The following is a 26,701-nucleotide window of genomic DNA, read 5'->3' on the forward strand; positions in this document are numbered from 1 at the left end:
GAGGGCGAAAAGAATTGCGCCCCTATTCTAAAATCGTCTCGCCGACTTTCGTGGGCTTCGAAAACAGCAGCACCAACGGCAGCAACAAGAAACATAAAAACATCATCAGGCGGAAATCCTGATAGTAGGCCATCACCGTCGCCTGACGGGTGACTTCGTTGTTAATCGCCATCAGGCCCGGCATCTGATGCAGGTTGTACGCCCCGTGCTGGATATCATGCTGCAAGGCTTTGTTGAACGGATTAATAAACCCGGAAAACACGCTATGGTTACGCTGGCTCTGCTGCGCGAGGTAAGTCGTCACCATCGAAATCCCGATACTGCTGCCGATATTACGGATAAGCGAATACAACGACGTGCCCTCGGTACGGTACGACGGTGCCAGCGTGGAAAACGTTAACGTCGACAGCGGCACAAACGTCAGTCCCATCCCAATGCCCTGCACCACCCCGGAGCTGATAATCTCCCACTGGCTCATCCACATACTGAACTGGGTCATCTGCCAGAGTGAAACGGCCATGACCACCACGCCAAGGGCGATGACGTAACGCAGGTCGACTTTTCCGGCGATACGCCCGACCACCATCATGCTGAACATGGTGCCGAACCCGCGCGGAGTCATCAGCAGACCAACGTCGATAACCGGATAGTTCATGAAGTTCTGTAGCAGCGGTGGCATTAGTGCCATGGTCGCCAGCAGAATGGTGCCCATCATAAAGCTGAACAGCAACCCAACGACGAAGTTCTTATCGCGGAAAATACCCGGCTCGATAAACGGTTTTTTGACGGTAAAGATGTGGGTAATAAACAGATAAAACGCCAGCGCCGCCAGCACCGCTTCGATAATGATCTCCCCGCTCGCAAACCACTCTTTTGACTGGCCGCGATCGAGAAATAACTGCAAACTGCCGATAGCGACGCTCAGCAGGAAGAAGCCGAGCAAGTCAAATTTACGTTTTGCATCGATAGCCGTTTCGCTGACAAAAGCCGAAATTCCCAACCACGCCAGGGCACCAAACGGAATGTTAATGTAGAACACCCAGCGCCAGCTGTAATACTCAGTCAGCCAGCCGCCGAGTGCCGGGCCGAGGATCGGGCCAACCATCACCCCCATGCCCCACATCGCCATCGCCGAACCGTGCTTCTCTTTCGGCCAGGCATCCAGCATCACCGACTGCGACAACGGCACCAGGCTTGCGCCGAAAATGCCCTGCAACAGACGAAATATGACGATTTGATCGAGCGACTGCGCGGCACCACACAGCATCGATGCCACGGTAAAACCCACCACCGACCAGGTGAATAAGCGCTTACGCCCAATACGCGCCGCGACAAAACCGGTCAGCGGCATCGCAATCGCGGCAGCCACAATGTAGGACGTTAACACCCACGAGGTTTGATCCTGGGTTGCGCCCATCGCGCCTTGCATATGCGGCAGCGCCACGTTGGCAATGGTGGTATCCAGCGCCTGCATGATGGTCGCCAACATCACCGAGAAGGTTATCAGCAGTCGGCGGTCAACGCCCTGCTTTTGCGGCTGCGGGGCCGCAATCACATCAGTAGACATAAGCCACCTCCTCAGGATGCGCTGCGAGCGTCAGCCTGGGTATCAATTTTGATGGTGGCGCTTAAGCCAGCCCGTAGCTGCGGCTGATTGGCGTCGGTTTGCAGACGAATACGCACCGGCACACGCTGGGTTACTTTCACCCAATTCCCGGTCGCGTTTTCCGCCGGAATAACCGAATACTCGGCACCCGTCGCCGGGCTGATGCTGCTGACTTTGCCGTGCCAGGTCACACCCGGCGCGTAATCGACATTAATCTCCGCCGGTTCGTTATCCCGAATATGGGTCAAATCTTTTTCGGTAAAGTTCGCTTCGATATACAGATTGTGATCGGAGACCAGCAACATGGCGGTGGTGCCACTCTGCACGTATTCGCCACGCTGCAAGACTTTGGTGATATTACCGGACGACGGCGCATATTCATTAACGTGTGAGAGATTGTTTTTCGCCGTATTCAGTTCAGCCAGCGCTTTTTTATAACGCGGATGTTTTTCCACCGGCAGAGAAATATCACCGCCGAAGCTGTCAGCCACTTCCTGCAATTGTTTTTGCAGCATGTTCACTTCCAGCGCCATCAACAGGCTTTTCTGATGCGCACCGTCAAGATCGGACGCCGACACATAGCCCGGACCGTTCAGACGATGCAAACGCCCTTCTTCCCGCTGGGCGTAGGCCAGCTGACTTTTCGACACCGCGATGTTGGCGAGCTTGCTCTGATATTGTGATTTGATGGTTTTTAAATCAATAACCGTATTATTCAGATCGGATGTGGCCTGGGCGACGGCTAATTCATAGGGTTTAGGATCGATGCTAAACAGTAAATCACCTTTATTCACGTGCTGGTTTTCTTTTACCGCGACCTGTAATACCCGGCCCGAAACTTCAGCCCCGATCGCCGTTTTATCGGCTTTCACGTAGGCATTATCGGTTTCAACATAACGACCGCCGGTAAAATACACCCAGCCTCCGGCAGCCACGCCCAGAGTCGGCACCACCAGCAATAAGATAAAACGAAGCTTTTTAATATTCATGTGCAGGTCTCTTTATTGGAGCGATACCCACGTCGAAAAAAGGAAATAAAAATACACAGACGCCGTGCGCGACGGACAGGCGGCGTCAAAGTGAAGTCTTCAGGTATCAGCAGAAGTATTGATGCGATAAATATACTTAGCCTGCTAAGTGTAAACTAAGCAGGCTGTGCTATTGGCGGTTTAATTATAAATTCGCGGCGGTGGAACGCCTTATTTTCAGGCGTCCGGCGAGGGATAAATGCGTGGCCGTGTCTTCCGCATGACAGAGATATTCCACTGCCAGCCTGCCAAGTTCTCCATAAGGCAGCTGAATACTTGTCAGCGGGGGCGTCATTTGCTCGGAAATATTTTGATCGTCATACCCGGCCACCAGCATATCGTCCGGCACCCGCACCCCATGGGCCGAAAGCGCCTGATAGCAGCCGATCGCCAGCCAGTCGCTGGCGCAAAAAATTGCCTCCGGGCGGGCGGCCTGATTCAGCAATGCTACGGTGGCCTGGTACGACTGATTGAACTGCCAGTTAGTCTGCTGAACCCATTCCGGCTGCGGAGTAATGCCCGCCTGAGCCAGCGCCGCATGATAGCCCGCCAGACGTTGGCGGGTAGCCTCCATCCAGCTTTCTCCGGTGATGTGCGCGATCCGCCGCGCCCCTTGGTTTATCAGGTGGCGCGTGAGCTGGAAGGCGTTGGCGTAATCGTCCGGCACGAATGACGGCAGCAGCGGAGAGTCAGGGTCGCGCTGGTTGAGCAGCACCAACGGCAGCGTGGTACAGTCCTGAAAAGCTGTCATATCCACAACGGTAGTCACCGGCGAGGCGAGGATAATCCCAACGCAGTTGCGCTTTTCCAGCTGGCGAATGATGTTCAACGCCAGCGGGTTATCGTCCCCGTAGTCATACACCGTGAGCAAGACTTCGTTACGCCACGCGGCTTCCCTCGATTGGCTGATAGCATCGACAAACGGATCGTAGCTTTGCAATGAGCTTATCAGCAGGGCAATTTCCTCCTGATTGCGCGGCGAATGAATGGCAGGCAGACGGTCATAACCCAATTCACCTGCCACGGCGATGACCCTCTGGCGCGTCTCCTCGCTAAGTTTGATGTTGCGCGACTGGTTAAGCACCAGCGACACCGTGGCCTGGGAAACCCCGGCGGCACGCGCAATATCGTTCATCGTGACCTTATTTTTCCGCTTCATATTCCCTGCCTCACGCCTGCTGAATCAACATCATACCTTCCCGCATCCGGTTACGGCAGCCTGATGCGCGGTCCATCACGTTTCTTCGCTATATCAGCCTCAACTTTGTGAAGCCAGTCGCTATTTCACGTCATGCCATTTGCTGATTTATCCACCAACTAATATTTATTAGCTAAATATTATCAGCAACGAGGAATAGCATGAAACAGCAATGGAGTCAGGCCCAGGCGCAGGGGTGGTATCAGCAACAGGGTTGGCTGTGCGGCTTTAACTATCTGCCGTCCAGCGCAGTGAACTGGACCGATATCTGGCAACAAGAGACCTTTGACGCGCCAACCATCGAACGTGAGCTCGGCTGGGCGGCAGACGTCGGGTACAACAGCCTGCGTATCAATCTGCCGTTTATCGTCTGGGAACATGACCGCGACGGGCTGATTGCCCGCATCCACCGGTTCTTAAACATTGCCGATAATCACGGCTTTCGTACCATGCTGACTCTGATGGACGACTGCGGTTTCTCTGGCGACGAGCCCTACCTCGGGCCGCAAAAAGCCCCGGTGCCGGGGAAACATAACAGTCAGGCGGCGGCGAGTCCGGGTCGGGCGAAAGTCTGCAACCGCGACGACTGGCCGCTGATTGAGCGCTACGTGCGCGATATTGTGCGTGAGTTCAGGTGCGATAAACGCGTCCTGCTGTGGGACCTTTACAACGAACCGGGCAACCGGGGGATCTTCGCCACCGGCACCGTGGAAGTGCAGTACGATGCAAAGCTCGAAGACTACGCGCATGAGCTGATGCAGCGGGCATTCGAATGGGTGCGCGACGAAGATCCCGAGCAACCGCTGACCGTCTGCGCCTGGCGTCTACCTGCGGAAACGGAGAACGAGCAGTTCTGGCAGCATCCGCTCGATCAGACCGCGCTGGCGCTGTCTGACGTGGTGAGCTTTCACGCCTATACCCATACCGCGCGGATGGTGGCCATTATTCATCAGCTGCAACAACTGGGCCGCCCGATCTTCTGTACCGAATGGCTGGCGCGCCACGTCGGCAGCACCATTGAAGAACAGCTCCCGCTGATGCACGCCGCCAACGTTGCGCCGTACCAGTGGGGCCTGGTGCGCGGCAAAACCCAGACCTGGCTGCCCTGGCCGGTGGTGATGACAAACTCGCCAGACTATTGTCGCCTGTGGTTCCACGACGTATTCGAAGAAAACGGTATTCCGTTCTCGAAAGCGGAAATGACCCTGGTAGGTAAACTGAGCCAGATTGGCTTGCACCCTACCCGTTAATAAGAATATGACCCCGTCAGACCGCTGGCGGGGAAAGGTACGCGCTATGGCAAATACGATGAAAATACCGTCTCGTGAGTTGTGGTCTTATTTTGGTTATGGTTTAGGTCAGTGTTTTAGCTTTGGCTTAGTCGGGTCGTTTATTAACTATTTTTATACTGATGTGTTGGGCATTTCCGCCCTCGCCGCCAGTACCATTTTCCTTATCGCCCGCGCCTGGGATGCGGTCCACGATCCGCTGTTTGCCAGCTTCATGGACACCATCAACAGCCGCTTCGGCAAGTTCCGTCACTTTTTGCTGATTGCGCCGCTGCTAATCACCGGTGTGACCCTGCTGTCGTTCTATAAAATAGAGGCCGATACCACCACCAAAATTCTCTACGCGGGCGCGACCTATATTCTGTGGGGCACCCTGTATGCGATTTCCGATATTCCGTTCTGGTCGATGTCATCGGTGATGACCAACGATTCCGGGGAGCGTACTCGCGCGGTGACCGCGGCAATGCTGGGGGTGAATGCGGGCATCGCCTGCGCCAATATTTTCTTCCCCAAACTGGCGGCCTTCTTTGCCCAGTACAGCAACGACAAAGGCTACTTTATGGCGGCGCTGGTGATGATGCTGGTTGGCCTGCCACTGATGCTAAACGGCTTCCTGCAAATTAAAGAACGTGTACCGCCGAGTCCGGAAAAAGTCACCATGCGGGATACCTTCCGTAATCTGCGGCAGAACAAACCGTTATTTATTATTCTGCTGTCGTTCTTTTTCTGTGTATTCCATAACGTCGCCAACGGCATTTACATCTATTTTTTTATCTACAACATGGGCGATGCCAGCCTGCAAATGGTGATTGGTCTGATGGGGATCGTTGCTGCGGTGGTATGCCTGGTAGCGCCGATGCTGACCCGTAAAATGCAGAAGCGGAAGCTGTTTATGATCCTCTGCGGGCTGGATATCGCGGTGCGGGTGGTGATGTGGTTTGCCGGATATCACCACACTGCAGTGCTGTTCCTGCTGCTGGGTCTGAGCACCCTGTTCGTGATGATGAGCAATATTCTGACCTCATCGATGATTGCCGACACCATCGAATATGCCGAATATCACACCCACAAACGCTGCGCGGCGATCACCTTTTCCGGACAGACCTTCACCGGCAAGATGTCGGTGGCGGTTGGCGGGGGGCTTATTGGGTTGTTTCTGACCCTGATTGGCTACGTGCCACAGGCACAAACGCAGAGCGATGCGGTGCTGAATGGACTGTTCTTTGGGGTTTGCCTGCTCCCGGCGATTGGCTCGCTGATTCGCATAGGCTTTATGTCACGCTTTACCTTCACCGAAGAGAAACACGCGGAGATTTGTCGTCTGCTGGCAGATAGGCGTCATGCCTTGCAGCAGGAATAAAAACGCCCGGCGGCGCTACGCTTGCCAGGCCTACGTGATGAATTTGTAGGTCCGCGCAAGCGCAGCGCCGCCGGGTGCCAGGAGAATTACGCTTCGAAGTACCAGTAACCCTGATTAATCAACGCCGTCAGTTCGGCGATAAACGCCGGATTGTGCAGCGCATCACCCAGTTCTTCCTGCCCGACTTCGGTTAAACGACACAGCGCATCGGCCGCCTGAGGGTGGACGGTGTTCCAGGCTTCGCTGTTGACGAAGAACTTGTCGCCGATATGCAGCACGCGAAGACCGCTCAGACGGGTCAGGGTTTCGCCCCCCGTCAGCGCATCCAGTACTTCCTCTTCCGCATACGGGGGTTCTGCCGGGGCGATATCCAGCTCATGACGCGGGGTGGTGGCGAAGCGGCCAAACCACTGTTTAAAGTCCTCCGGCTGGCTGATAACCTCAATCATCATCGCGCGCAGGCGTTCAAGCTCATACTCTTCGACCCGGCCCGGATGTTCACGCACGGTCAAATCTGCATCGCTGTAATGAATACCGCCTAAATCATTTTCCAGGGCGTAATCCGCGAAGCTGCTGATCAGGTCACGTCCGTTTGGCCCCCGGAAGCCGACCGAGTAGTTCAGCGTGTCTTCAAAGGTGAAACCGTCGTGCGGGAATCCTGGCGGGATATACAGAATGTCGCCCGGAGACATTTCTACATCGATAATCGGCTCAAACGGGTCGACATGCAGCAGCGCCGGATGGGGGCAGAATTGACGCATCGGAATGGCATCACCCACGCGCCAGCGACGACGCCCCATACCCTGAATGATAAACACATCGTAGTTATCAATATGCGGACCCACGCCGCCGCCGGGCACCGAGTAGGAGATCATCAGGTCATCCAGACGCCATTCCGGCAACACACGGAAAGGACGCACCAGCTCCGCCGACGGTGCATGCCAGTGATTCACCGCCTGCGCCAGCAGCGACCAGCCGGTTTCGCCCAGGCCGTCAAAGTCCTCGAACGGTCCGTGGCTGGCGTTCCATTTCCCATCGGTCTGACTGACCAGACGGCTGTCCACTTCCGGCTCCATCGCCAGACCGGCCAGTTCATCCGGCGTGATCGGGTCCACAAAGTTCGGGAAGGCATTCTTCAACACAACCGGCTTTTTTTGCCAGTATTTCTCTAAAAACTCGGGCCAGTTAAGGTTCAGTTGGTTAACCATACAATCACACCAGTAAAAGGATAAACGGGCGTGATTATGCGCCACCTCCTCCAGGCCGACTTTGTTAAGGGTCAAGGGTTGGCGAAAAAATGATTCATCCGCCCTGTTTATCCCTCGTTTAAGAATTCATTAAGATCTCCACGGTAAGATTTTCCTTAGACAAACGAACGTGTTGAGAAAAATGAGGAAATGACCGTGATGAAAAGGAATATGACGTTTGCCCTGCTGCTGCTGGCACTGCCTGCGACCTCAGCTTTTGCAGCGGCGGGTTTAACGGGCTGCGCGGCCAAGAAAGCCGATATCGAACAGCAAATTGACTACGCGAAAGCGCATAACAATAGCTACCGCGTGGCGGGCCTGGAGAAGGCGCTGGCGGAAGTGACGGCCAACTGTACCGATGCCTCTCTGCGTGCAGATCGTGAAGCCGATGTGCGTAAAAAAGAGCAAAAAGTGGCGGAGCGCGAGCAGGAGTTAAACGAAGCAAAAGCCTCGGGCCGTGCTGATAAGATTGAGAAAAAGCAGGAGAAGCTGAATGACGCCAAAGACGAACTGGCGCAGGCTAAGGATGAGCTGAATAAATAGTCGGGCTATCTGACAAAAATAAACGCCGAAGTCAGTCGTCCTTCGGCGCTTACCATTTCACGTCATATTTGAAGATAATTATTAAGCCCAAAATCAGCAGGGCAAAACCAATCCCTATATGGAAAAAACATTCATAACGATGTTATTTTTTATTGTGGCAATGATATTCGCCAGTTGAGTGTTGTGTGTGGCAACCTTCAGAGTTGGTGCCGCCAGAGTGAGCAAGGGCGCTACTCGCATAAGCAAGCACGAATAGTGCCAGTAAAATTCTCTTCATTATATTATCCTTAATAATACCCATTGGTAACTACTGAGTCATATTCCGATATAAACAAGCACTCCATAACACCAGAATAAAATAACACCCCCATAGTAACCCCATTACGATAGATGTCTACTTTAATTCTCTTATTAATATACCTTATCAAACCCACTGTTTAATGTATGCATGAGGAATGACTCATAACCATATAAAATGAATGAGGGTGTATATGAATTACAATTCTTAAAAAGTTAGAGGGATTAAAAGGTGAAAAAAGCCAGACAATAACCAATTAGCTATACAAGCACAGCACTTTACACAACTGATCTTTTGCTTGAGAGGAAGGAGTCACTGAACTTAAATGGTACGCCCTACAGGATTCGAACCTGTGACCTACGGCTTAGAAGGCCGTTGCTCTATCCAACTGAGCTAAGGGCGCACTGAGAAGATGAACTTCGCGGTGTTGAACGCGACGAATTATACGGTCAATGCCTGGTGAGTCAATGGCTTTCGCCCTCAAATTCCCCTTCTTCATCCAGATGCCCAAAACACGCGCGCTCAACTGATTAAAGCTTAGACACCCACCTTTATCTGCCCTCTCACTACGAAATATCCAACCACGGTTTAAGCAACGCCTGGTACCTTCAGAGTTTTCCTGTAGCAACAATGGAACAGGTCATGCAAAGACGGGAGCAGTCGCAATGACAGGGGGTTGTCGGGAACACGCCAGGCAATATTTCTTCGCTCATGCCGATACTGAATAAAAGGCGTGAGCCAGTGCGAACGTGCCGGGAGGGAAACGATGCGCGTGATGCTACGCAGGGAAAGGCGGCGGCGTAATATGATGGATTTTCAGGGGCATTCACTTCCCCTGCCCCATAACGCCCTGGTGGATCGTGGCGACCTGCTCAACCACACCGCACGCTATTGTGACTATCGCATTCTGGTGACTCGTGACCACTACCTTGCCATCGGCGTTCGCCACAGCCCAGTTCCGCTCTGTCTGTGCCGCATTTATGACGATTTCGATGAAGCGCTGAACGTGGTTCGACAAACCCTCCCCCTGTGTCTGATTGTTGACCTCGAGGGTTGGAGTCAGCCAACTCTCACTCTGCTTGATCGGCTGCGAGATTTACAGCAACGCCACCCCCAGATGGACATTGCGCTGATTACGCCAGAAACCGATCGGGAATCACTGCGTTTTTTACAGGCATCCTGCCGCTGTCGAATAATTGATAAGCGTCTGGCGCTGGTGCAGGCTCGTCATGCTTTTCAACTCCACGATCCCCCTCAGCCTCTGGTCTCACGTTTGTTTAAAAGCAAAGAGTGGAGTGTGCTGATGTTGATATCCAACGGTCATTCGCTGTGCAGCATCGCCCGCTTACAGCTGCGTCCCTATCATCGAATCATTTATCGCGTGGGTTGTGTACTGTCACTGCTTCGTTTAAATCATCGCCAGCAGCTCCTGCGCTTGTTACAGCGCATCAACGCGCTCCGCGATAGCCATCACTCGGAATAACCTGCTGATGCCGGGAAATATTTAAGAAATTACTTAAATTAAAGTTAATATTCGGTAATTTTTTAACCAAAATGAAACAATTACAACTATTCCTAATATCTGGTACAACACAAAACGAATCACCTCATAGAAGAGAATTTCTGGAATTTGATGCTGAGAGAGAAGAATAAACTCAGTATTGCAGGTGATATATTCGAGGTTATTGTGAGCAGGGTTGCAAAAGCGGCCCATCAAGGGTCCTCAAAACAGGACAACCTTCGGCAAGTAACCGTGTAGGCAGGCTCAGACTTTTGGTGCAGGGCTATGGCGGTAACACTCTATTAAGACTGCATTTTTTTACGCCGTCCCTTGAGGGAGGGTGATATAACAATTCGAGAATATTTTAACAACCCTACAACAAGCAGTCGCATGTTTTGTTTTTTGCTATTACATGAAAACTTAGCGTCAGCAAACCGATAAACCGCAGAAATTCACCCCAAAAGAAAATTGCATGCCAATCTCATTCAGAACATCGTAATTAGTAAAGTTAATTGTCATAATCTCAGGCTTTTTCCTAAAACGTTACACGGTATAATCAACGACATTGAGACTAATAACAAAACAGGCAAAACAATCGCCTATGAATAATAGTTCAATGCGACAATTCTGCCGCCAGTAAAAAAAGGAAGAGTAGCTCACACCAACGGATAAATAATCAATGCATCAGGATTTCCTGATTACACCCATCGTTTTTACGAATACTGGCCGATCAGCCAATTATTGTTTTCTTCTCATACCCATGACAACGCTTCTTTGCGCAATACGGGTTATTGAAGAATGCAACCCATTGGCGCTGGGCTGGTGCCAGAGTTCTTCGCGAACGCTGCACACTTGAATACATGATCTGAGGAATAGAAAATGAAACCTGCTTCCGTTGTTATTATGGATGAGCAACCTATCGTGAGGATGTCGATAGAGGTTCTGCTGAAGAAAAATAGCAATATTCACGTCGCCCTCAAGTCAGATGATGGCCGCGAAGTCATTGATTATGTGCGTAAAAATAAAGTAGACCTGGTAATCGTTGACATCGAACTACCGGGAACAGATGGATTTTCTTTACTGAAACGAGTCAATGACATCAGTCCGCAAACGAAGGTCCTTTTTTTATCCTCGAAATCTGAAAATTATTATGCCGGGCGGGCAATACGTGCTGGCGCGAATGGTTTCGTTAGCAAAAGAAAGGATCACAATGACATCTACAAAGCGGTGGAAATGCTGCTGAACGGATATTCATTCTTCCCGTCGGATACCCTTAACTTTCTCAGTAACACCGCTTCGCGCCGTGGAGAATTGAGCGAATTGCCACTCTCTAATCGCGAGGTGACGGTGTTACGCTACCTGGTAAACGGTCTGTCAAATAAAGAAATTGCCGAGCAATTGCTGCTCAGCAACAAGACAATCAGCGCACATAAATCAAATATTTTCTCCAAACTCGGCGTACATACCATTGTTGAATTGATTGACTACGCCAAATCCCACGAACTGCTTTAAGCGCTAGCGTCATTCCCCGGTAAAATATTGGGAATGACGCTGAACCGATTAGTTGTAATTAATCATAAACGTCGCATCCGCATCGGCTTTGCCTGGCTGCGGATTGTCGGCGGTCGCAATATAGTTGGCATAAAACTGCAGCGTGGCATTGCCCAACGCATCCACCGTGACCTCTTTACTGGCCTGCTGTAGCGGCAGCCGACTGCGGTCTGCGTCACGAATTTCAACCGCCACCCGGCTGGCATTGCTGCCGCCATTAAGCCCTAGCAGCGTCGGATCACTGTCGTCTGCTTTCCCGGCAAAGGTTATCGATGCCGAGCCCGGTGGACAGCCTGTCAGGCTGAGGGTAAAAGGAATGACCGAGGTAGTACTGCCAGCGTTACGTAGCTGTTTGGTTGCCCAGCGCCCAAGTTCAACCGATTTGTCACTGTCGGCGGCTTCCACTACACAGCTGTAATCCACCACGTTGCCGAACAGTTCGATGTTGACCGCCCCCAGCGCGTTATCCGCGCGAACGCCCGGGCACATCAGCATGCCAGCCAGCAAGGTTACACATAATTTCACTGATTTCATTGGCTGGCCCTTAGTCATAATCCACGCGCAAATACCCCCGCGCCGTAAACTTCCCTTCTGCCGGTTTATTGCCGGTGATGCTGATCGGCCATGCTCGGATCCCCACCCGCGCCTGCGCACTGGCATCCAGACGGAACGGAATTTTGCTGTTGATGTTATTCGGTGTCAGCGGGTTGCCGCTGCTGTCGGCCACGATAAAGCCCAGATCCGGATTATCGGAAACCATCGCGTTACCCTGACTTTTCTCCGCCTCAACGCGCATGGTGAGGTACGCCTGTGATTCCACGTTGGTGCATTTGATGGCGATGGTTTTTTGCTGCGGCGGAATGTTGGCCGGACGATTGCCCGCCCCTGCCTGGCTGAATAGCGATGCGCCGATATCCCCGAAATCAAACTGCACCACCGTGCCAGCATTAATTTCACACGTTTGCGGCACGTTGATGGTGCCGCTGTAGCTGATGGTGTAGACCGGCGTCGTCAACGGGTCGGCAGTGGTGGTGGTCACATAGACGTTAAACATCGTCTGCTTAGGAATCACCACCATGTTGATAAAACGCCGGGTCACTTTCAGGCGGAACACCAGCTTCGAGTCATTCACCGGGAAAGCTTTCTGCTTTGACACGTTAGGGTGCGAGCCCATCTGAATATAATTCTGCGGCGGATAGAACGTCCCGGCGTAGCTGTCAGTTATCTGCATCGCGCCATCAAGATAGTCGTTAAGCTTCAGATATTTATAGCCACCCTCAGTGCTAACCACCGGAAAACGGCTGACATAGCTACGTTTGGTGGTGTTCCCGCTGGTGCCGCTCGGGCACACCGCATTCACCCCTACCCAACCCGATTTCTGACTCAGCGTCACCACCTGTCCGACCTGGTTATTGGCACTGGTGAAAGTGTCAGTCAAATCGTAAAACACATCCGTCGGTACACCGGTCGAGTTACGACAGACGGTGGCCCAAGCGGAGGTAGACAACATCGCCCACCCCAGCACCATAAGGGTGATGGCTTTATTTTTCACAGCGGATCTCCGTCAGCGTGATTGCCTGTTGCAGGCTCTTTTCAGGCAGCGTGTAAGGCGCGCGGCACTGCGATCCCGCCCCCTGGCCCCACTGAATCAACAGCTCACCGCGCAGCGGTAAACCACTTAAATAAATTTGTCCGTCGTCGCCCACCATGCTGGTCACGCCGCTGGTGTTCTCCCGGACCATCGCCCCGAATGGCACCGGCTGGTTACCCCGACGCACGGTTACCAACGCACGCACACCAATACGCGTATCGAATGCCGCACGCACGATAGCCCCTTCGGTCGGCACTACGCTGCTGACGTTGTTTTCCACATCGGTGCTGTTACTCATGGTATTGGTGTCCAGCGCGATACGGTTGTAGCGGTAGACCGTGGCGTACGGCATGACCGCGTAACCGCGCCAGTCGGTTTTCACCCCGGTCTGGTTTTCGATGCTCACGCCGCTTGCACCCGGCGCTTTGATCAGCACGTTAGTGTCACCCAACGGCTGACTGAAGGTGACACCATCGGCGTGAGCCAGAATGCCGCCTGCCGCCTGCCAGTTAAGGGAGTGCTGATCGCGGTCGTAGTTGTACGCCCCACTCAGCGTGCCGTAGGTCGCCTGCCAGTTAGCGCTGGCGCTGCCGGTGTAGCCGCGCCCGCTGGCGTTGCCCTGGGTCACGCTGTAACTGAGGTTGTTCCCTTCCAGTAGCGTGCCGCTGACGCCGCTCTGCCAACTGTTATCGCCATCGCTGTTGCGGCTGGCCGACACCGTGGCGTAGGCTCTGTCAAACGCGGAATCGCGGCGCTCTGCACCGTTGTTAAAGATGCTGAACGGCACCGACAGGTTGAATGATGCGATGCGGTCGGTGCCGGGGAGGCCAATCGATTTGTTCCACGACATCGACAAGGAATAGCTCACCCCGCGCCAGCCGCCGGAATAACCGACCTGATACCAGGTGTTGGTTTCATCCGAGCCCCAGTAGGTTTGCTCGCTGCCTGAGAGATACAACGAGCCGTAGTCGCCGAGCTGCTGCGAGATGTTGGCCTGAAAACGCCCCTTTTTGTTCTGCGTCAGGTTGTGATAGCTGATGATGTCCGGCACACCGTTTTCATCTTTATCTTTGTCGCTGTACTGGTAACCACTCATGTTCTTCCACGTCGTATCGTCGAGGGTGAAGAATCCTTTGGTCGAGTAGCGATAGCCCAGCAGCTGGAAGTTGGTGCCGAAAGTATTCAGAGATTTGGCGTACAGAAAACGCAGCGATTGCCCGTCGTGGGTGCTGTCGTCCACCAGCCGACTGTGAGCATGGGTGATGTCTACCGATACCGCCCCCCAGTCACCGAGGTTTTTGCCCAGCCCCAGCGCCACGGCGGTGTAGTTTTCTGACAGCTGCGTGCCGCCGTAAACCGTATAGCCGCCGTTCAGGCCAGTAATCAGTGTGCCCTGAGCAAAGAAAGGCGTGTCCTGCTGACTGTTGCCGGAGCGGTAATCCCCGGCCACCAGGTCATACTTCCAGCGCCCTTCACGCTGCAACAGCGGTACCGATGAATACGGCACGGTATAACGCTGCTGGCTGCCGTCTTTTTCATCCACCGTCACCTCCAGGTCACCGCTCGACGAGGTCGGGTTGAGATCGGTGATAGCGAATGCCCCACTCTGCACATAGCTTTGGTAGACCACATAGCCATTCTGGCGGATGGTGATTTTGGCTGGCGTGCGGGCGATACCACGCACCGTCGGTGCGAAGCCCTGCATACTGTCGGGGTACATGCTGTCGGAGGAGTAGAGGCGCGCCCCACGAAAGCCGACGCTGTCGAACACATCGCTGCCGGTATTGCTGTCGCCGAGAACGATTTCGCTTTTCCACGGCACGATGGCCCGCTGTGCCCAGGTCGCCACGTTCCGCCAGCGGTTTTCCTTCTGGTTATTGTTGTTGGAATAGCTCCAGGTGCCGTTATTGCGCAGCCGCCACGGGCCGTAGTTCAGGCCGCTGGTCAGGTTCAGAAAGTAGCTGTCATCCTCGCTCCCCCGGTTGCCGCTGAAGCTGTAATTCGCCAGCAGGGCCGGAATGCCCTCATCCCACTCCTCCGGGGGAATGTAGCCGCGCGCACTGTTGAACATCGCCACCTGAGGCAGGCTGATGCTGAGCTTCAGGGCCGCAAAATCAAACAGCACCTCTGCACCCGGGATGGCTTTTTCCAGCGCCACACAGGCGTCTTTGTCCGCTTTAGCCAGCAGGGGAAACGCCAGCGTGTTTACGCCGAGGCGCTTGAGCAGAGCAGGCGTCAGACACGGGGCTAACCCGCCCGCGGCGGGTTTGGTACCGTCGGCAGGTTCGAAGGGCAAATCCTGTGCGCCCACGAACTCCTCGTTACGCCAAATATCGACGCGATAAACCCCGGCTGCTTGCTGATGCCCTTTTTCAAAGCGCGACAGATCCGCTACGCCCGCCGCATCATCCGAGAGAAACGCCGGGTTAAAGTAGCTTTCTGCCTGCACGCCAGGGGCGAACGATAAGCCCGACAGCGCGAGCGTGAGCAGTTTTAGACGCGGGGGGCGTCGCGGGAGAGTGAGCACGTTCATTACAGATTCACACGACGGGCCGGCGTGATTGCCCCGTAGTCATTCACGCTCTGCCAGCTCAACGTGCCCTGAGCACCCGCGGGCAGCGTCACCGTGGCGCGACTTTTTGGCGCGATCATTACGTTATCGAGCTTTTTCCCTGCCAGCTGTAAATTGACCAGGGTGAGGTAATACGGGGATGGATTATTGATGTTGAGGGCTGACCCGCTACGGGTGAATGCCAGCTTCTCGAGCGCCTGTGTGGGCTGCATCTCAAGATTTTTCGGACGCACAAACAGCTTGATGCGCGACAGGATCGCCAACTGCAGCACGTTGCTGTTATCGCCGCTCTTTTTATCCATCGACGGGATCGCTTTCACGTTCAGGTAAAACAGTGTCTCTTTATCTGCCGCAAGCGTAGGCCCGGCGTAGATGATGCGCAGCGTGTTTTCACTGTCGGGTTCGCTGACGAACAGCGGCGGCGTGATGACGAAGGTTTTTTCTTTTTGACCGTGGGTGTTTTCAATCCACGCGTTAATCAGGTAGCGCTCTTGCTTGTTGCTATTGCTCAGCGCCAGCGAGGTTTGTTTGGCGTCGGCAGGGTAAATCACCCGGGTTGCACCCAGCGCGATGCCACCCGCCGCCTGAGCAGGCAGCGCACCGGTGAGCAGCAGCAATGAGAGTAAAATTGTTTTTTTAATTAAGCGGATCATAACCCATTTACCTGTTTTCTTATTTTCTGACAGCGTCTGATATTTACGGATAAACGAGGGTAAACCAGACATCGGTGAGTAAATTCCCTGGTACTAGCGGCAATGAAATAACGCGATAACGGGCACTGAAATGTAAAATCATTTCTTTAGCGGTTATCGGGAAATAATGTTCAGGCGGTGCGTTAGGAATAATAAGTTTTTGTTGCCCATCAAATAGCGCCAGCCCCAAACCGCTTTCCCCAGGCATACCGGTGGCTTTGGCCGAGGCGACAAAAACCTGCGGGTCTTCCGCCGGGCTCAGGCCCTGAAAGCTCACGCCGACCAGGCTTGCAATATCGGGGCGACACTCGACGAGATGGAGCGAGAACGGCACGGTCACAGTGGAAAAGGAGCCCACTTCACCGAAGGTATTACTGCGGTACTGGCCCATTTCGACGCGCAGTTCCTGGCTTTCCTGCGCCACGGCACAGGCGCTGTTGACCAGTTCGCCGCGCAGCTGAACGCGCCCACCGTCCACCACAACCCTGTGGCTGAAGGCGGGGAATGCAGCCAAAATCATCAATGCCAGCAGCGGCAACGTCCGTATCATGTTGACTTCCCGGGAGTCTGAAAACGAGCCTCATCCCTGAGGCAATGCTCATCCTGAGCGCGACGAGGTCTTACTCGTATTTCATAACGAAGGTTGCATCAGCGTTAGCCTGGCCCGGCGCAGTCGTGTCGGCAGTGGCTTTATAACGTGCGCTGAAGTGCAGGGTGTTGGTGCCTTCGGTCAGGTTCTGCGCGGCAGAGAATGCGCTGCCGTTCGGTGCCAGAGTGGCGGATGCGTTATCCAGAATTTCGATACCTACGCCTGACGCGGTGTCGGCGTTGTTACCGGAAGCCACGGCCAGCAGGGTGTTGTCTTTGGCATCAATCTGGCCCGAGAACGCAACAGCAGCGGTCGCTGCCACGGCAGGATCACAGTCGTTCAGCACGATAGTGAACGGGATTTTCGCCGAGGTATCACCGGTTTTTGCGAAAGACGCGGTGCGGTACTGGCCCAGGTTGACTTCCTGATTAGAGGAGTCCGTGCTGACGGCACAGGCGGCGTTAACCAGCTCGCCTTTAAAATGCACGGTACCGCCGTTTACGCTAGTGGCATCGGCATGCACTGCGCCCGCAAACAGACCCAGAGTAGCGACCAGAGACGCAGCGATTTTGCTAACTTTCATGATTTTTCCTTGATGATTTATCTAATTATTCACGGCGAAGAAACTATCCGAAAATAAGTTTCGTCGTTCCTTCAACACTGAACGGAAATATGGCCCGCAGCAGTAGCACTAAATTAAACAATTCGCCTGATGCAAAATACGTATAAAAGCTGCGATCGCGTTCAGCTGCGTCCTAATAAGAATTAAGAAATGACTGCATTAAGATTAACCACCAAGAAAAGTCCTATGATCCGGAGGGGTTTTAGCTCGCCTCCAGACCTGTACGCCAGAAAAACGTAAACGGTGACTGACATCACGCCCGGCTTCTGACAAAATATAGGCATCCCCCCTTTCGAACTCGACAGACGGAATCTTCTCTCTGATGGCAGCAAAGATTATTGACGGTAAAACGATTGCGCAGCAGGTACGCTCTGAGGTCGCGGAAAAAGTGAAGGCGCGAATTGACGCCGGAAAACGCGCCCCTGGATTAGCGGTTGTGCTGGTCGGCAGCAATCCTGCGTCGCAAATTTATGTCGGCAGCAAACGCAAAGCGTGTGAAGAAGTGGGCTTCATCTCCCGCTCTTACGATCTGCCGGAAACCACGCTTGAAGCCGAGCTGCTGGAACTTATCGATACCCTTAACGCCGACGACACCATCGACGGCATTCTGGTTCAGCTTCCGCTGCCCGCTGGAATTGATAACGTTAAAGTGCTTGAGCGAATTGCCCCCGATAAAGACGTCGACGGTTTCCATCCGTACAACGTTGGCCGCCTGTGCCAGCGTGCGCCACGTCTGCGCCCTTGCACCCCACGCGGGATTGTGACGCTGCTTGAGCGTTACAATATCGATACTTATGGGCTGAATGCGGTCATTATCGGCGCATCCAATATCGTCGGTCGCCCGATGAGCATGGAACTGCTGCTCGCTGGCTGCACCACCACCGTGACCCATCGCTTCACCAAAAATCTGCGCCAGCACGTTGAGAATGCCGATCTGTTAGTCGTGGCGGTCGGTAAACCGGGCTTTATTCCAGGTGAGTGGATCAAAGAAGGCGCGATTGTGGTCGATGTCGGGATTAACCGTCTCGAAAGCGGGAAAGTGGTTGGCGATGTGATTTTTGACGATGCCGCTGCGCGCGCGTCGTATATTACGCCAGTACCCGGAGGCGTTGGCCCGATGACCGTGGCAACGCTAATCCAGAACACGCTGCAGGCGTGTGAAGAATATCATGATGTTAAGGACGTATAAGAATGGCCACTTTTTCTTTAGGCAAACACCCGCACGTTGAACTGTGCGATCTCCTGAAACTCGAAGGCTGGAGCGAAAGCGGTGCGCAGGCGAAAATCGTCATCGCTGACGGTTTGGTTCGCGTCGACGGTGAAATCGAAACCCGTAAACGCTGCAAAATCGTTGCCGGTCAGACCGTGAGCTTCGCCGGACAGAGTATTACCGTTATCGCCTGATAGCCGTTTTGTGCCCGGCGGCACTCTGTTTGCCGGGCCGACGCAACGCATTCCCCTCCTCTTAATTATCGATCGACTTCAAAGAATCATCATTTCCTCTGACGACATGTGAAATTTAAGTTGCATGCCGAGTACACTTCTTAGACGATAAGTAGAACGTTCTACTAAAACGTTCTACTTACAATAACAGCACGTCATAAGTGCATCTCAGGGTCTCAGGTCGGGGGAAAACAGCATGAGTCTGTTCTCAGGTTTTGTTAAATCTTTGTCAAAATTATCCATGATTGGTCGCGCGTTAATGCTGCCAATTTCATTGCTGCCTGCGGCCGGTCTGCTGCTGGCGTTCGGTGATAAATTCCATCTGCCGTTAATGATGAACGCCGGGGGCGTTATCTTCGATAACCTGCCGATGCTGTTCGCCATCGGTTCCGCCGTGGGGCTGGCATCTGAATCGGGGATTGCCGCGTTGTCTGCTGCGGTGTCGGTGTTTATTACCAACATCACCATCAGCACGGTGCTGAGCATTACGCCAGAGATGGCCTCTCAGGGCGGAAAATACGCGATGGTGGTCGGCATTCCGACCCTGCAAATGGGCGTTTTCGGCGGCCTGATTTGCGGCGTGCTCGCCGCATGGTGCTACAACCGCTTCCATCAGATGCAGCTCCCGGAATTCCTGGGCTTCTTCTCTGGGAAGCGCTTTGTGGCCATCGCCACCGCCTTCCTGTCATTCCTCATGGGTCTGCTGCTGCCGTACATCTGGTCGCATATTCAGTCGGGAATTGATGCCCTGTCCGTGGTGGTCAACGGCGATAACCAGGCGGCATCAACCTTTATCTTCGGCCTCGTTGAACGCGCACTGATCCCACTCGGCCTGCACCATATCTGGTATCCGTCGTTCTGGTACTCCTTCGGGGATTACACCACCCAGGCAGGCCAGGTGATTCATGGCGACCAAACCATTTGGTTCAAAATGCTGGAAGAAGGCGTGAAATCCTTTAGCAGCGATAGCTACCAGAATGCCGGTAAATTCATGCAGGGCGAGTTCCCGCTGATGCTGTTCGCGCTGCCCGCAGCCTGTCTGGCGATGTACCATGAAGCGCATACCGCCAACAAAAAAATCGCGGCTGGTATTCTGTTCTCCGCGGCACTGACCTGTTTCCTGACCGGGATAACCGAACCGGTCGAATTTACCTTCATCTTTGTGGCACCGATCCTGTATGTGTTCAACGCCATCATGGCGGGCCTGGCGTACATGACCATGTATCTGATGCACGCCCATATCGCGAAATCCTTCTCCGCCGGTTTCATCGACTATCTGTCGTTTGGCATCCTGCCGTCGTTCAACGGTTACCAGACTAACTTCCTCAGCGCGGTGATTATCGGCATCCCAATGGGGCTGATTTACTACTTCACCTTCCGCTTTGTTATCCGCCGCTTTGATGTGAAAACGCCGGGCCGTACCAGCGTCACCGCCAATGCGAATGATAAAACGGACACCGAGCTGGCGACGGAAATTATCAGCCTGCTGGGCGGCGCGCAGAATATCGACTCCGTCGGTTCCTGTATCACCCGTCTGCGTCTGGAAGTCGCGAAAAGCGATATCGTGGATAAAGATGGCCTGAATGCGGTCGGGGCGCGTGGCGTGGTCTTCGTCGGCGATACCGGTATTCAGGTAATTTTTGGTGCCCGGGCGCAATTTATCGCACAAACCATGTCGACGATGATTGGCAAATAAGCGGAAGATGGTACGCTGTCCAACGTCTCCTGCCCATGCGGGGGACGTTGTGTTATCTGGCTGATTGTGGCGGTTTTTTCAGGGAGCAGGTTTGAAAAAAGTCAGCATTATCGATGTGGCAAAACAAGCGGGCGTGTCGGTCTCCACCGTCTCGCTGGTTCTGCGCCAGAAGGGAAAAATATCCGACGCCACCATTGAGAAAGTTCAGGCGGCGATGAGCCAGCTCGGCTACGTGCATAACGTTGCCGCCGCCAACCTGCGTTCCAATACTTCCAATCTGATTGGCCTTATCCTGCGTGATTTCAGCGACAGCTTCTCCATCAAAGTGATGGCAAGCGTGGTTCAGGAGCTGGAAAAACAAGGATTTATGGTGTTTCTCGGTCAGCCACAGGACGACAGAGCAAGCCTCGAACGCTGCCTGTTATCGTTTAAACAACAGGGCGTGGCTGGCGTTATCTATCTGGCGTCCGACACCACGCGCCCCACGTTGCCTGAGTTAGTGCGCCAGTGCCCTTTGCCGCTGGTCGTTGTGTCCCAGTCGCTGATGGAAGAAAACTGTAATCTGGTGATGCGCGATAACCGCCAGGCCGCCAACCTCGCGACCCGTTATCTGATAGAACGCGGACACCGCAGCATCGGCTACATCGGTGGGCAGGTCGATTGCCTGATTCGCCAACAACGGTTGCAGGGTTTTCGCAGCGCGCTGGTGCAAAGCGGCATGGTGTATAAAGAGGATTCGGCCCCGGCGTGCAGTGATGATACCCATGCTGCCAGCATCGCCACCCGCCAGTTGCTGGAGAAAAACAACACCCTCACCGCCCTGCTCTGCCATTCACCGGATGCGATGATCGGCTGCATCAACGGCATTCATCAGGTGGGGCGTACTATCGGTAAAGACGTATTTCTCACCCAACAGGTCGCGCTGATAGGCTTTGAAGATATGTTGCACGTGAATCTCACCTCGCCGTCGTTTACCTACGTCTCCTCCGCCAGTGAAGAAACGGGCCGACAGGCTGCCGGATTGATTATCAGAAAGCTGAAAGAACCTGAATTGCAGACGCAAAAGATAACGCTTTCCGGGCAACTGGTGGCGCGGGAATCAGCATAAAAAAATGCCCGAGCAGCTCGGGCATTAAAACAGTGGATTATTTGGCCTGCGCAGGCTTCACATCCTGGACCGTTATCTCGTACACCATCGTCGCTTTCGGTGGGATCTGCGGTGGCTGTCCACGATCCCCGTAGGCCAGCTCTGGCGGCACAACGATCTGTACCTTACCGTGGCTGCCCACCAGACCGATCGACGAAGCGAACACCGGCGGGAACTGATCGAGAGGTAGCGTCACCACCTGCTTTGTCTTCGCCATATCTTTGATAACATTGCCATTGCTCAGACTCTCTTTCACCGAGACAGCAACAACTTCACCATGTTTAATTTTACCGCGGCCAGCATCTAACACGCGGTAGTAGTAACCCATCTCAGCTTTCTTCACGCCGGTCTGTTTACTGAAATCAGTGATGAATTTATCACCTTCACTTTCTGCTGTTTCAGAGCTCTGTTTCTGGCGAGCGAGAACTTGTTTATTCATGGTATCTAGCTGCGCCATGATCTTCTCTTTCGGGATTTTAAACTCGCCGCTAAGCGAATCTGAAACGCCGCTGACAACCTGCGCCAGGTCAGGTGTAAAGCCATCTGCCTGCACGTTGGCCAGCGCGCCCCTGATTTCCTGCCCCCACAATGTTCCCAGGGAATAGGCACGGAGTTTATCGTCTGAATCCGGCGCTGCGGTAGCAATCGGTGCCGCTTTACTGGCCGCCTGTAAAGTGTCGACCTGTTTATTTAACGCCGTTGTCTGAGCCTGACTTTCACTCAGGGAGGTTTTTAGCTGCGCAATCACCTTGTCGGCATCGGCTTTCGCTGCCGTCTGTGCTTTGGCATTCGCCGTTTGCGCCGCGGTTAATTCCGTTACCTGCTTGTTCAACGCCGTAGCCTGATTCTGACTTTCCGTTAGGGATATTTTCAGCTGGGCAATCACCTTATCGGCATCCGCTTTTGCGGCGGTCTGGGCTTGAGTCTGTGCCGTTTGCGCGGCGGTCAGTTCGGCAATACGTTTGCTTAACACCGTAGCCTCGCTTTGCGCGCTGGCCAGCGATTTTTTCAGCTCGGCAGACTCAGACTGGCTTTTATTCAGCGATTGCTTCAGGGCCCCCACGGCTTCAGAACCACCCGCCTTCGCCGCAGCAAGAGCTTTGGCATTCTCTACCTGTGAAGCGGTAAGCGTAGCAATTTGCGCACTCATAGATGCTTTCTGATCCTGGGTATCAGCCAGCAATTTTTTCAGTTGCACGATATCCTGGCTTTCGCGCGTTTTAGCTGCCGCCAGTTCAAGCTGATTCGTCACCTGCGCTGCCGTCAGGGTGGAGATCTCTTCTTTGAGAGCAGCAATTTGCTTCTGACTCTCAGCCAGGCTCTTTTTCAGGTCGGTCGCATCGGTGGTGTCATTTTTTTGCGTAGTACGCAGTTGCTCCAGCTGTTGCGCTTTTTCGTCGAGCTGCTGGTTCGCGACTTGCCACTGCTGCTGAAGGCTATCTAATTGCTTCTGGGTGTCGGTGAGTTTTTTCTGTAATGCGGTATTTTCTTGCACACTAATAGAAATTGGGCTTTTGGAAGCATTCGCTATTTCGGAGTGGGTCGTTTTTTTCACATGCTTAGTTTTAGCTGTTTTTTCAACAACCGCAGGCGGTAGGTCAATGGTCTTACCCGTCAGTAATGCGGGGATCTCGCTCGATTGGGCTGTAATGTCATTCAGCGACTGGACGGTAGTCATCTCATCGCTGGCACGCGCATTATTTGTCGCAACCCCACCAATCAGGGTCGAGAATGTGAAAAAAAAAATATCGTTCTTGAGTCAATCATTTAAAGTTTTCTCCACGATTAATCAGAGCCTGGCGAACAGATTGCTCGATATCGCTGCAAAGTTTTTGCGTTTTGTATTTGTAGAGCGCATCCATAGTGGTACGAGTGTCTTCTCCAATATCACCCCGGACATTTGTATATACGGAGGCGCTAGCGAGTAAATCATCGAAAGAAGCTTTCCGCTGCGCATAGGCAGTCTGATTTACTTTTGAAAGCGCCAACAGTTCCTGCTGGCAGGTGGAAGCCATACCTTCTGAATTCCCGCCCACCGGTTCCGGGCTTTTCGTTTCAGTCATCAGTTGCGGCGATGGGACAGAACTGACATCCGCAGACGATGATTGACTGACGACTGGTTTAGGCTGCACGTGTTGTTGGCAACCGCTAATCATTCCGGTTAAAACCAATAATAAGCATGACGTTTGTTTTATAAAGCCACTGCAAGCATGATTTAAAATCATAATTAGAAAGCCTCGAAACATTTAAAAAATGTAGCAATAGGAATGCATAATGTTAGTAAATAGATAAGCGATGGAAAGCGTATTCGCGCATTATCGCACATCAGACTGCATAGGAAAGAGGCTTTATTTTTTAAATCAGCACCAATAATCAAGACGCTCAATATTTACATGGTAAACCATCAATAAAACAAATGAATATAAAAACAAAAACAAGAAAAAACCCAAACAAATCAAGGCGAAAAAGGAATATTCCGTGAAAAACGAAGAGGTAAATAAAGATATCTGAATAATATTTTCAGTTAAATTAATATCGGAAACTCACGCATTCCTGGCGAGAAAAAATAAATGACGAGAGATAGAAGTGCGGTAACAAAAACATAAAGAAGGCAGCGAGGGAAGCATATGCCCCCCTCACACAGCAGAGGAGGGCATTAACATCAAGTGGATTACTTACGACGCCAGGTTGTCCCCTGGGCACCGTCTTCCAGCACGATACCCATTTCATTCAGACGATCACGCGCCGCATCGGCTGCCGCCCAGTCTTTCGACTGACGTGCTTCCAGACGCTGTTTGATCAACGCTTCGATTTCCGCGACTTCGCCGTCGTCAGCTTGTGCCCCGCCCTGTAAGAACACTTCCGGATCCTGAGCCAGCAAGCCCAGCACACCGGAGAGTTTGCGCAAATGTGATGCCATCGCGTTCGCCGCCGACACATCTTCACCCTTCAGTCGGTTCACTTCACGCGCCATGTCGAACAGCACGGAATAGGCTTCCGGGGTGTTGAAATCGTCGTCCATCGCGTCACGGAAACGGGCTTCGAACGCCTCACCGCCTGCGGCTTCAACGGACGCATCGGTGCCGCGCAGCGCGGTGTACAGACGCTCCAGCGCAGAGCGCGCCTGCTTGAGGTTCTCTTCGCTGTAGTTCAGTTGGCTACGGTAGTGGCCTGACATCAGGAAGTAACGCACGGTTTCCGCGTCGTAATACTTCAGCACGTCACGCACGGTGAAGAAGTTGCCCAGCGATTTAGACATTTTTTCACGATCGACCATCACCATCCCGGAGTGCATCCAGGTGTTAACGTATTCACCATCGTGCGCACAGGTGGACTGCGCGATTTCATTTTCGTGGTGCGGGAACATCAGATCCGAGCCACCACCGTGAATGTCGAAATGGGAACCGAGCTGTTTGCAGTTCATGGCCGAACATTCGATATGCCAGCCCGGACGACCCGCGCCCCACGGAGACGGCCAGCTTGGCTCGTCCGCTTTGGACATTTTCCACAGCACGAAGTCCATCGGGTTACGTTTGACGTCAACTACGTCAACGCGTGCGCCCGCCTGCAAATTCTCCAGATCCTGACGCGATAGCAGACCGTAGTTCGGATCGCTAGGCACTGAGAACATCACGTCGCCGTTTTCTGCGACATACGCGTGACCACGGGCGATCAGGCGCTCGGTGATTTCAATAATTTCATGAATGTGGTGCGTCGCGCGCGGTTCGTTATCCGGGCGCAGAATGTTCAGTGCATCAAAATCTTTGTGCATTTCAGCAATCATGCGGTCAACCAGCGCCACAAAATCTTCGCCGTTTTCATTAGCACGCTTGATGATTTTGTCGTCGATATCGGTGATGTTGCGCACATACTTGAGTTTGTAGCCGAGGAAACGCAGATAGCGGGACACCACGTCGAACGCCACAAACGTACGGCCATGGCCGATGTGACAGAGATCGTAGACGGTAATACCACACACGTACATGCCGACTTCCCCGGCATGGATAGGTTTGAATTCCTCTTTTTGGCGCGTCAGTGTATTAAAGATTTTTAACATTGAAGATTCCATGTAAACGTGTGTGGTCGTAAACGGCATATTCTACACGTAAATTCATTGCGGAAGCAGCACGCATTGCAAGATGATCGAACCCGTCGGTTATGCTATAACACCCCTCTATATGTGACCCTAACGTGGGTCGACGCACCACAATATCGAAACAGGATGCAAAAATGGTTACTTTCCACACCAATCACGGCGATATCGTAATCAAAACTTTTGATGATAAAGCGCCTGAAACCGTTAAAAACTTCCTCGACTACTGCCGCGAAGGTTTTTACGACAACACCATTTTCCACCGTGTTATCAACGGTTTTATGATCCAGGGCGGCGGCTTTGAGCCAGGCATGAATCAGAAAGCCACCAAAGACCAGATCAAAAACGAAGCCAATAACGGCCTGAAAAACACCCGTGGTACGCTGGCAATGGCCCGTACTCAGGCACCACACTCCGCTACCGCACAGTTCTTCATCAACGTGGTCGACAACGACTTCCTGAACTTCTCTGGCGAAAACCTGCAGGGTTGGGGCTACTGCGTGTTTGCAGAAGTGGCTGAAGGCATGGACGTGGTCGATAAGATCAAAGCCGTGGCAACTGGCCGCAGCGGTATGCATCAGGACGTGCCAAAAGAAGATGTGATCATCACAAGCGTAACCGTCAGCGAGTAATCG

Annotated in this window: 24 protein-coding genes and 1 tRNA gene; 10 read left to right on the plus strand and 15 right to left on the minus strand. The window is 53.1% G+C overall.

Annotation, left to right across the window (positions count from 1 at the left end; genetic code table 11):
- Positions 1-22: 22 nt before the first annotated feature.
- From SIK69_RS02725 to SIK69_RS02735, 3 genes are all read right to left on the minus strand, one after another.
- Positions 23-1,567, minus strand: a complete 1,545-nt coding sequence (locus SIK69_RS02725) for a DHA2 family efflux MFS transporter permease subunit (RefSeq protein WP_319626842.1) — start codon at positions 1,565-1,567, stop codon at positions 23-25.
- An 11-nt stretch (positions 1,568-1,578) separates the two neighbouring features.
- Positions 1,579-2,595 (minus strand): HlyD family secretion protein, encoded by a 1,017-nt coding sequence (locus tag SIK69_RS02730; RefSeq protein ID WP_319626841.1) that lies wholly within the window; start codon positions 2,593-2,595, stop codon positions 1,579-1,581.
- Positions 2,596-2,779: 184 nt separating this feature from the next.
- Entirely contained in the window at positions 2,780-3,793 is a 1,014-nt protein-coding gene (locus SIK69_RS02735; RefSeq protein ID WP_319626840.1) for a LacI family DNA-binding transcriptional regulator, read from the minus strand.
- A gap of 200 nt (positions 3,794-3,993) precedes the next feature.
- Here SIK69_RS02735 and SIK69_RS02740 point away from each other — a divergent pair, with 200 nt between their 5' ends.
- Entirely contained in the window at positions 3,994-5,082 is a 1,089-nt protein-coding gene (locus SIK69_RS02740) for a cellulase family glycosylhydrolase (RefSeq protein ID WP_319626839.1), read from the plus strand.
- A 46-nt stretch (positions 5,083-5,128) separates the two neighbouring features.
- Positions 5,129-6,481, plus strand: coding sequence for an MFS transporter (locus SIK69_RS02745; protein WP_319626838.1), 1,353 nt, complete (start codon positions 5,129-5,131; stop codon positions 6,479-6,481).
- Between the two features lie 86 nt (positions 6,482-6,567).
- Here SIK69_RS02745 and SIK69_RS02750 read toward each other — a convergent pair whose 3' ends face one another.
- On the minus strand, positions 6,568-7,689 hold the full coding sequence (locus SIK69_RS02750; RefSeq protein WP_319626837.1) for a ribosomal protein uL16 3-hydroxylase: 1,122 nt from the start codon (positions 7,687-7,689) through the stop codon (positions 6,568-6,570).
- Positions 7,690-7,887: 198 nt separating this feature from the next.
- Between SIK69_RS02750 and SIK69_RS02755 the strand changes: the two genes are divergently transcribed.
- Positions 7,888-8,271, plus strand: coding sequence for a DUF1090 domain-containing protein (locus SIK69_RS02755; protein WP_319626836.1), 384 nt, complete (start codon positions 7,888-7,890; stop codon positions 8,269-8,271).
- Positions 8,272-8,413: 142 nt separating this feature from the next.
- Here SIK69_RS02755 and SIK69_RS22915 read toward each other — a convergent pair whose 3' ends face one another.
- Both SIK69_RS22915 and SIK69_RS02760 read right to left on the minus strand, forming a co-directional pair.
- On the minus strand, positions 8,414-8,572 hold the full coding sequence (locus SIK69_RS22915) for a YHYH domain-containing protein (protein WP_374941359.1): 159 nt from the start codon (positions 8,570-8,572) through the stop codon (positions 8,414-8,416).
- Positions 8,573-8,895: 323 nt separating this feature from the next.
- Positions 8,896-8,972 (minus strand) — tRNA-Arg (locus tag SIK69_RS02760).
- Between the two features lie 402 nt (positions 8,973-9,374).
- Here SIK69_RS02760 and SIK69_RS02765 point away from each other — a divergent pair.
- Both SIK69_RS02765 and fimZ read left to right on the plus strand, forming a co-directional pair.
- Complete coding sequence (locus SIK69_RS02765; RefSeq protein WP_319626834.1) at positions 9,375-10,052, plus strand: hypothetical protein; 678 nt, start codon at positions 9,375-9,377, stop codon at positions 10,050-10,052.
- Between the two features lie 897 nt (positions 10,053-10,949).
- Positions 10,950-11,582, plus strand: coding sequence for a fimbria biosynthesis transcriptional regulator FimZ (gene fimZ / locus SIK69_RS02770; RefSeq protein ID WP_319626833.1), 633 nt, complete (start codon positions 10,950-10,952; stop codon positions 11,580-11,582).
- A gap of 48 nt (positions 11,583-11,630) precedes the next feature.
- On the opposite strand, the gene sfmF is transcribed toward fimZ, so the two are convergent.
- The 6 genes from sfmF to fimA form a co-directional block, all read right to left on the minus strand.
- Positions 11,631-12,116 (minus strand): fimbria assembly protein, encoded by a 486-nt coding sequence (gene sfmF, locus SIK69_RS02775; protein ID WP_374941298.1) that lies wholly within the window; start codon positions 12,114-12,116, stop codon positions 11,631-11,633.
- Between the two features lie 49 nt (positions 12,117-12,165).
- A complete protein-coding gene (gene fimH / locus SIK69_RS02780; protein WP_319785493.1) occupies positions 12,166-13,149 on the minus strand; it encodes a type 1 fimbria D-mannose specific adhesin FimH in 984 nt (327 codons plus the stop codon).
- Between the two features lie 13 nt (positions 13,150-13,162).
- Positions 13,163-15,745, minus strand: a complete 2,583-nt coding sequence (locus SIK69_RS02785) for a fimbrial biogenesis usher protein (protein WP_319785343.1) — start codon at positions 15,743-15,745, stop codon at positions 13,163-13,165.
- Positions 15,745-16,437, minus strand: coding sequence for a type 1 fimbria chaperone FimC (fimC, locus tag SIK69_RS02790; RefSeq protein ID WP_319785344.1), 693 nt, complete (start codon positions 16,435-16,437; stop codon positions 15,745-15,747). The genes SIK69_RS02785 and fimC overlap by 1 nt, the downstream gene beginning before the upstream one ends.
- 43 nt (positions 16,438-16,480) lie before the next feature.
- Positions 16,481-17,026 (minus strand): type 1 fimbrial protein subunit FimI, encoded by a 546-nt coding sequence (fimI, locus tag SIK69_RS02795; protein ID WP_319626829.1) that lies wholly within the window; start codon positions 17,024-17,026, stop codon positions 16,481-16,483.
- Positions 17,027-17,096: 70 nt separating this feature from the next.
- Positions 17,097-17,648, minus strand: coding sequence for a type 1 fimbrial major subunit FimA (fimA, locus tag SIK69_RS02800; RefSeq protein ID WP_319626828.1), 552 nt, complete (start codon positions 17,646-17,648; stop codon positions 17,097-17,099).
- 361 nt (positions 17,649-18,009) lie between these two features.
- Between fimA and folD the strand changes: the two genes are divergently transcribed.
- The 4 genes from folD to malI all read left to right on the plus strand — a co-directional run bounded on the left by folD (position 18,010) and on the right by malI (position 21,934).
- On the plus strand, positions 18,010-18,876 hold the full coding sequence (folD, locus tag SIK69_RS02805; RefSeq protein WP_319626827.1) for a bifunctional methylenetetrahydrofolate dehydrogenase/methenyltetrahydrofolate cyclohydrolase FolD: 867 nt from the start codon (positions 18,010-18,012) through the stop codon (positions 18,874-18,876).
- Between the two features lie 2 nt (positions 18,877-18,878).
- Positions 18,879-19,091, plus strand: a complete 213-nt coding sequence (ybcJ, locus tag SIK69_RS02810) for a ribosome-associated protein YbcJ (RefSeq protein ID WP_319626826.1) — start codon at positions 18,879-18,881, stop codon at positions 19,089-19,091.
- Positions 19,092-19,326: 235 nt separating this feature from the next.
- Positions 19,327-20,826 carry a PTS transporter subunit EIIC gene (locus SIK69_RS02815; protein ID WP_319626825.1) on the plus strand — a complete coding sequence of 500 codons (1,500 nt, stop codon included), beginning with the start codon at positions 19,327-19,329 and terminating at the stop codon, positions 20,824-20,826.
- A 91-nt stretch (positions 20,827-20,917) separates the two neighbouring features.
- Positions 20,918-21,934, plus strand: a complete 1,017-nt coding sequence (malI, locus tag SIK69_RS02820; RefSeq protein ID WP_319785345.1) for a Mal regulon transcriptional regulator MalI — start codon at positions 20,918-20,920, stop codon at positions 21,932-21,934.
- A 37-nt stretch (positions 21,935-21,971) separates the two neighbouring features.
- Here malI and SIK69_RS02825 read toward each other — a convergent pair whose 3' ends face one another.
- From SIK69_RS02825 to cysS, 3 genes are all read right to left on the minus strand, one after another.
- Positions 21,972-23,468, minus strand: coding sequence for an FKBP-type peptidyl-prolyl cis-trans isomerase N-terminal domain-containing protein (locus tag SIK69_RS02825; protein ID WP_319785346.1), 1,497 nt, complete (start codon positions 23,466-23,468; stop codon positions 21,972-21,974).
- Between the two features lie 268 nt (positions 23,469-23,736).
- The gene (locus tag SIK69_RS02830) at positions 23,737-24,198 is read right to left on the minus strand and encodes a YuaE family lipoprotein (protein WP_319626822.1); all 462 of its coding nucleotides are present in this window, start codon (positions 24,196-24,198) and stop codon (positions 23,737-23,739) included.
- Between the two features lie 446 nt (positions 24,199-24,644).
- Complete coding sequence (cysS, locus tag SIK69_RS02835; protein ID WP_319626821.1) at positions 24,645-26,030, minus strand: cysteine--tRNA ligase; 1,386 nt, start codon at positions 26,028-26,030, stop codon at positions 24,645-24,647.
- 173 nt (positions 26,031-26,203) lie between these two features.
- On the opposite strand from cysS, the gene ppiB reads away from it, so the two are divergent.
- Entirely contained in the window at positions 26,204-26,698 is a 495-nt protein-coding gene (gene ppiB / locus SIK69_RS02840; RefSeq protein WP_319626820.1) for a peptidylprolyl isomerase B, read from the plus strand.
- Positions 26,699-26,701 lie beyond the last annotated feature (3 nt).

It is taken from the genome of Scandinavium lactucae (assembly GCF_033843265.1).
Taxonomy (GTDB): Bacteria; Pseudomonadota; Gammaproteobacteria; order Enterobacterales; family Enterobacteriaceae; genus Scandinavium; species Scandinavium lactucae.

Bases quoted from the DNA above. Each gene is read 5' to 3' on its own strand.
- SIK69_RS02785 (WP_319785343.1), bottom strand. From the start codon at position 15,745: ATGAACGTGCTCACTCTCCCGCGACGCCCCCCGCGTCTAAAACTGCTC.
- SIK69_RS02755 (WP_319626836.1), top strand. From the start codon at position 7,888: ATGAAAAGGAATATGACGTTTGCCCTGCTGCTGCTGGCACTGCCTGCG.
- SIK69_RS02725 (WP_319626842.1), bottom strand. From the start codon at position 1,567: ATGTCTACTGATGTGATTGCGGCCCCGCAGCCGCAAAAGCAGGGCGTT.
- SIK69_RS02730 (WP_319626841.1), bottom strand. From the start codon at position 2,595: ATGAATATTAAAAAGCTTCGTTTTATCTTATTGCTGGTGGTGCCGACT.
- folD (WP_319626827.1), top strand. From the start codon at position 18,010: ATGGCAGCAAAGATTATTGACGGTAAAACGATTGCGCAGCAGGTACGC.
- SIK69_RS02740 (WP_319626839.1), top strand. From the start codon at position 3,994: ATGAAACAGCAATGGAGTCAGGCCCAGGCGCAGGGGTGGTATCAGCAA.
- SIK69_RS02745 (WP_319626838.1), top strand. From the start codon at position 5,129: ATGGCAAATACGATGAAAATACCGTCTCGTGAGTTGTGGTCTTATTTT.
- SIK69_RS02815 (WP_319626825.1), top strand. From the start codon at position 19,327: ATGAGTCTGTTCTCAGGTTTTGTTAAATCTTTGTCAAAATTATCCATG.
- SIK69_RS02750 (WP_319626837.1), bottom strand. From the start codon at position 7,689: ATGGTTAACCAACTGAACCTTAACTGGCCCGAGTTTTTAGAGAAATAC.
- fimC (WP_319785344.1), bottom strand. From the start codon at position 16,437: ATGATCCGCTTAATTAAAAAAACAATTTTACTCTCATTGCTGCTGCTC.
- cysS (WP_319626821.1), bottom strand. From the start codon at position 26,030: ATGTTAAAAATCTTTAATACACTGACGCGCCAAAAAGAGGAATTCAAA.
- fimA (WP_319626828.1), bottom strand. From the start codon at position 17,648: ATGAAAGTTAGCAAAATCGCTGCGTCTCTGGTCGCTACTCTGGGTCTG.
- fimH (WP_319785493.1), bottom strand. From the start codon at position 13,149: ATGGTGCTGGGGTGGGCGATGTTGTCTACCTCCGCTTGGGCCACCGTC.
- ppiB (WP_319626820.1), top strand. From the start codon at position 26,204: ATGGTTACTTTCCACACCAATCACGGCGATATCGTAATCAAAACTTTT.
- SIK69_RS02765 (WP_319626834.1), top strand. From the start codon at position 9,375: ATGATGGATTTTCAGGGGCATTCACTTCCCCTGCCCCATAACGCCCTG.
- fimZ (WP_319626833.1), top strand. From the start codon at position 10,950: ATGAAACCTGCTTCCGTTGTTATTATGGATGAGCAACCTATCGTGAGG.
- sfmF (WP_374941298.1), bottom strand. From the start codon at position 12,116: ATGCTGATGTGCCCGGGCGTTCGCGCGGATAACGCGCTGGGGGCGGTC.
- fimI (WP_319626829.1), bottom strand. From the start codon at position 17,026: ATGATACGGACGTTGCCGCTGCTGGCATTGATGATTTTGGCTGCATTC.
- SIK69_RS02830 (WP_319626822.1), bottom strand. From the start codon at position 24,198: ATGATTTTAAATCATGCTTGCAGTGGCTTTATAAAACAAACGTCATGC.
- ybcJ (WP_319626826.1), top strand. From the start codon at position 18,879: ATGGCCACTTTTTCTTTAGGCAAACACCCGCACGTTGAACTGTGCGAT.
- SIK69_RS02735 (WP_319626840.1), bottom strand. From the start codon at position 3,793: ATGAAGCGGAAAAATAAGGTCACGATGAACGATATTGCGCGTGCCGCC.
- SIK69_RS22915 (WP_374941359.1), bottom strand. From the start codon at position 8,572: ATGGGTATTATTAAGGATAATATAATGAAGAGAATTTTACTGGCACTA.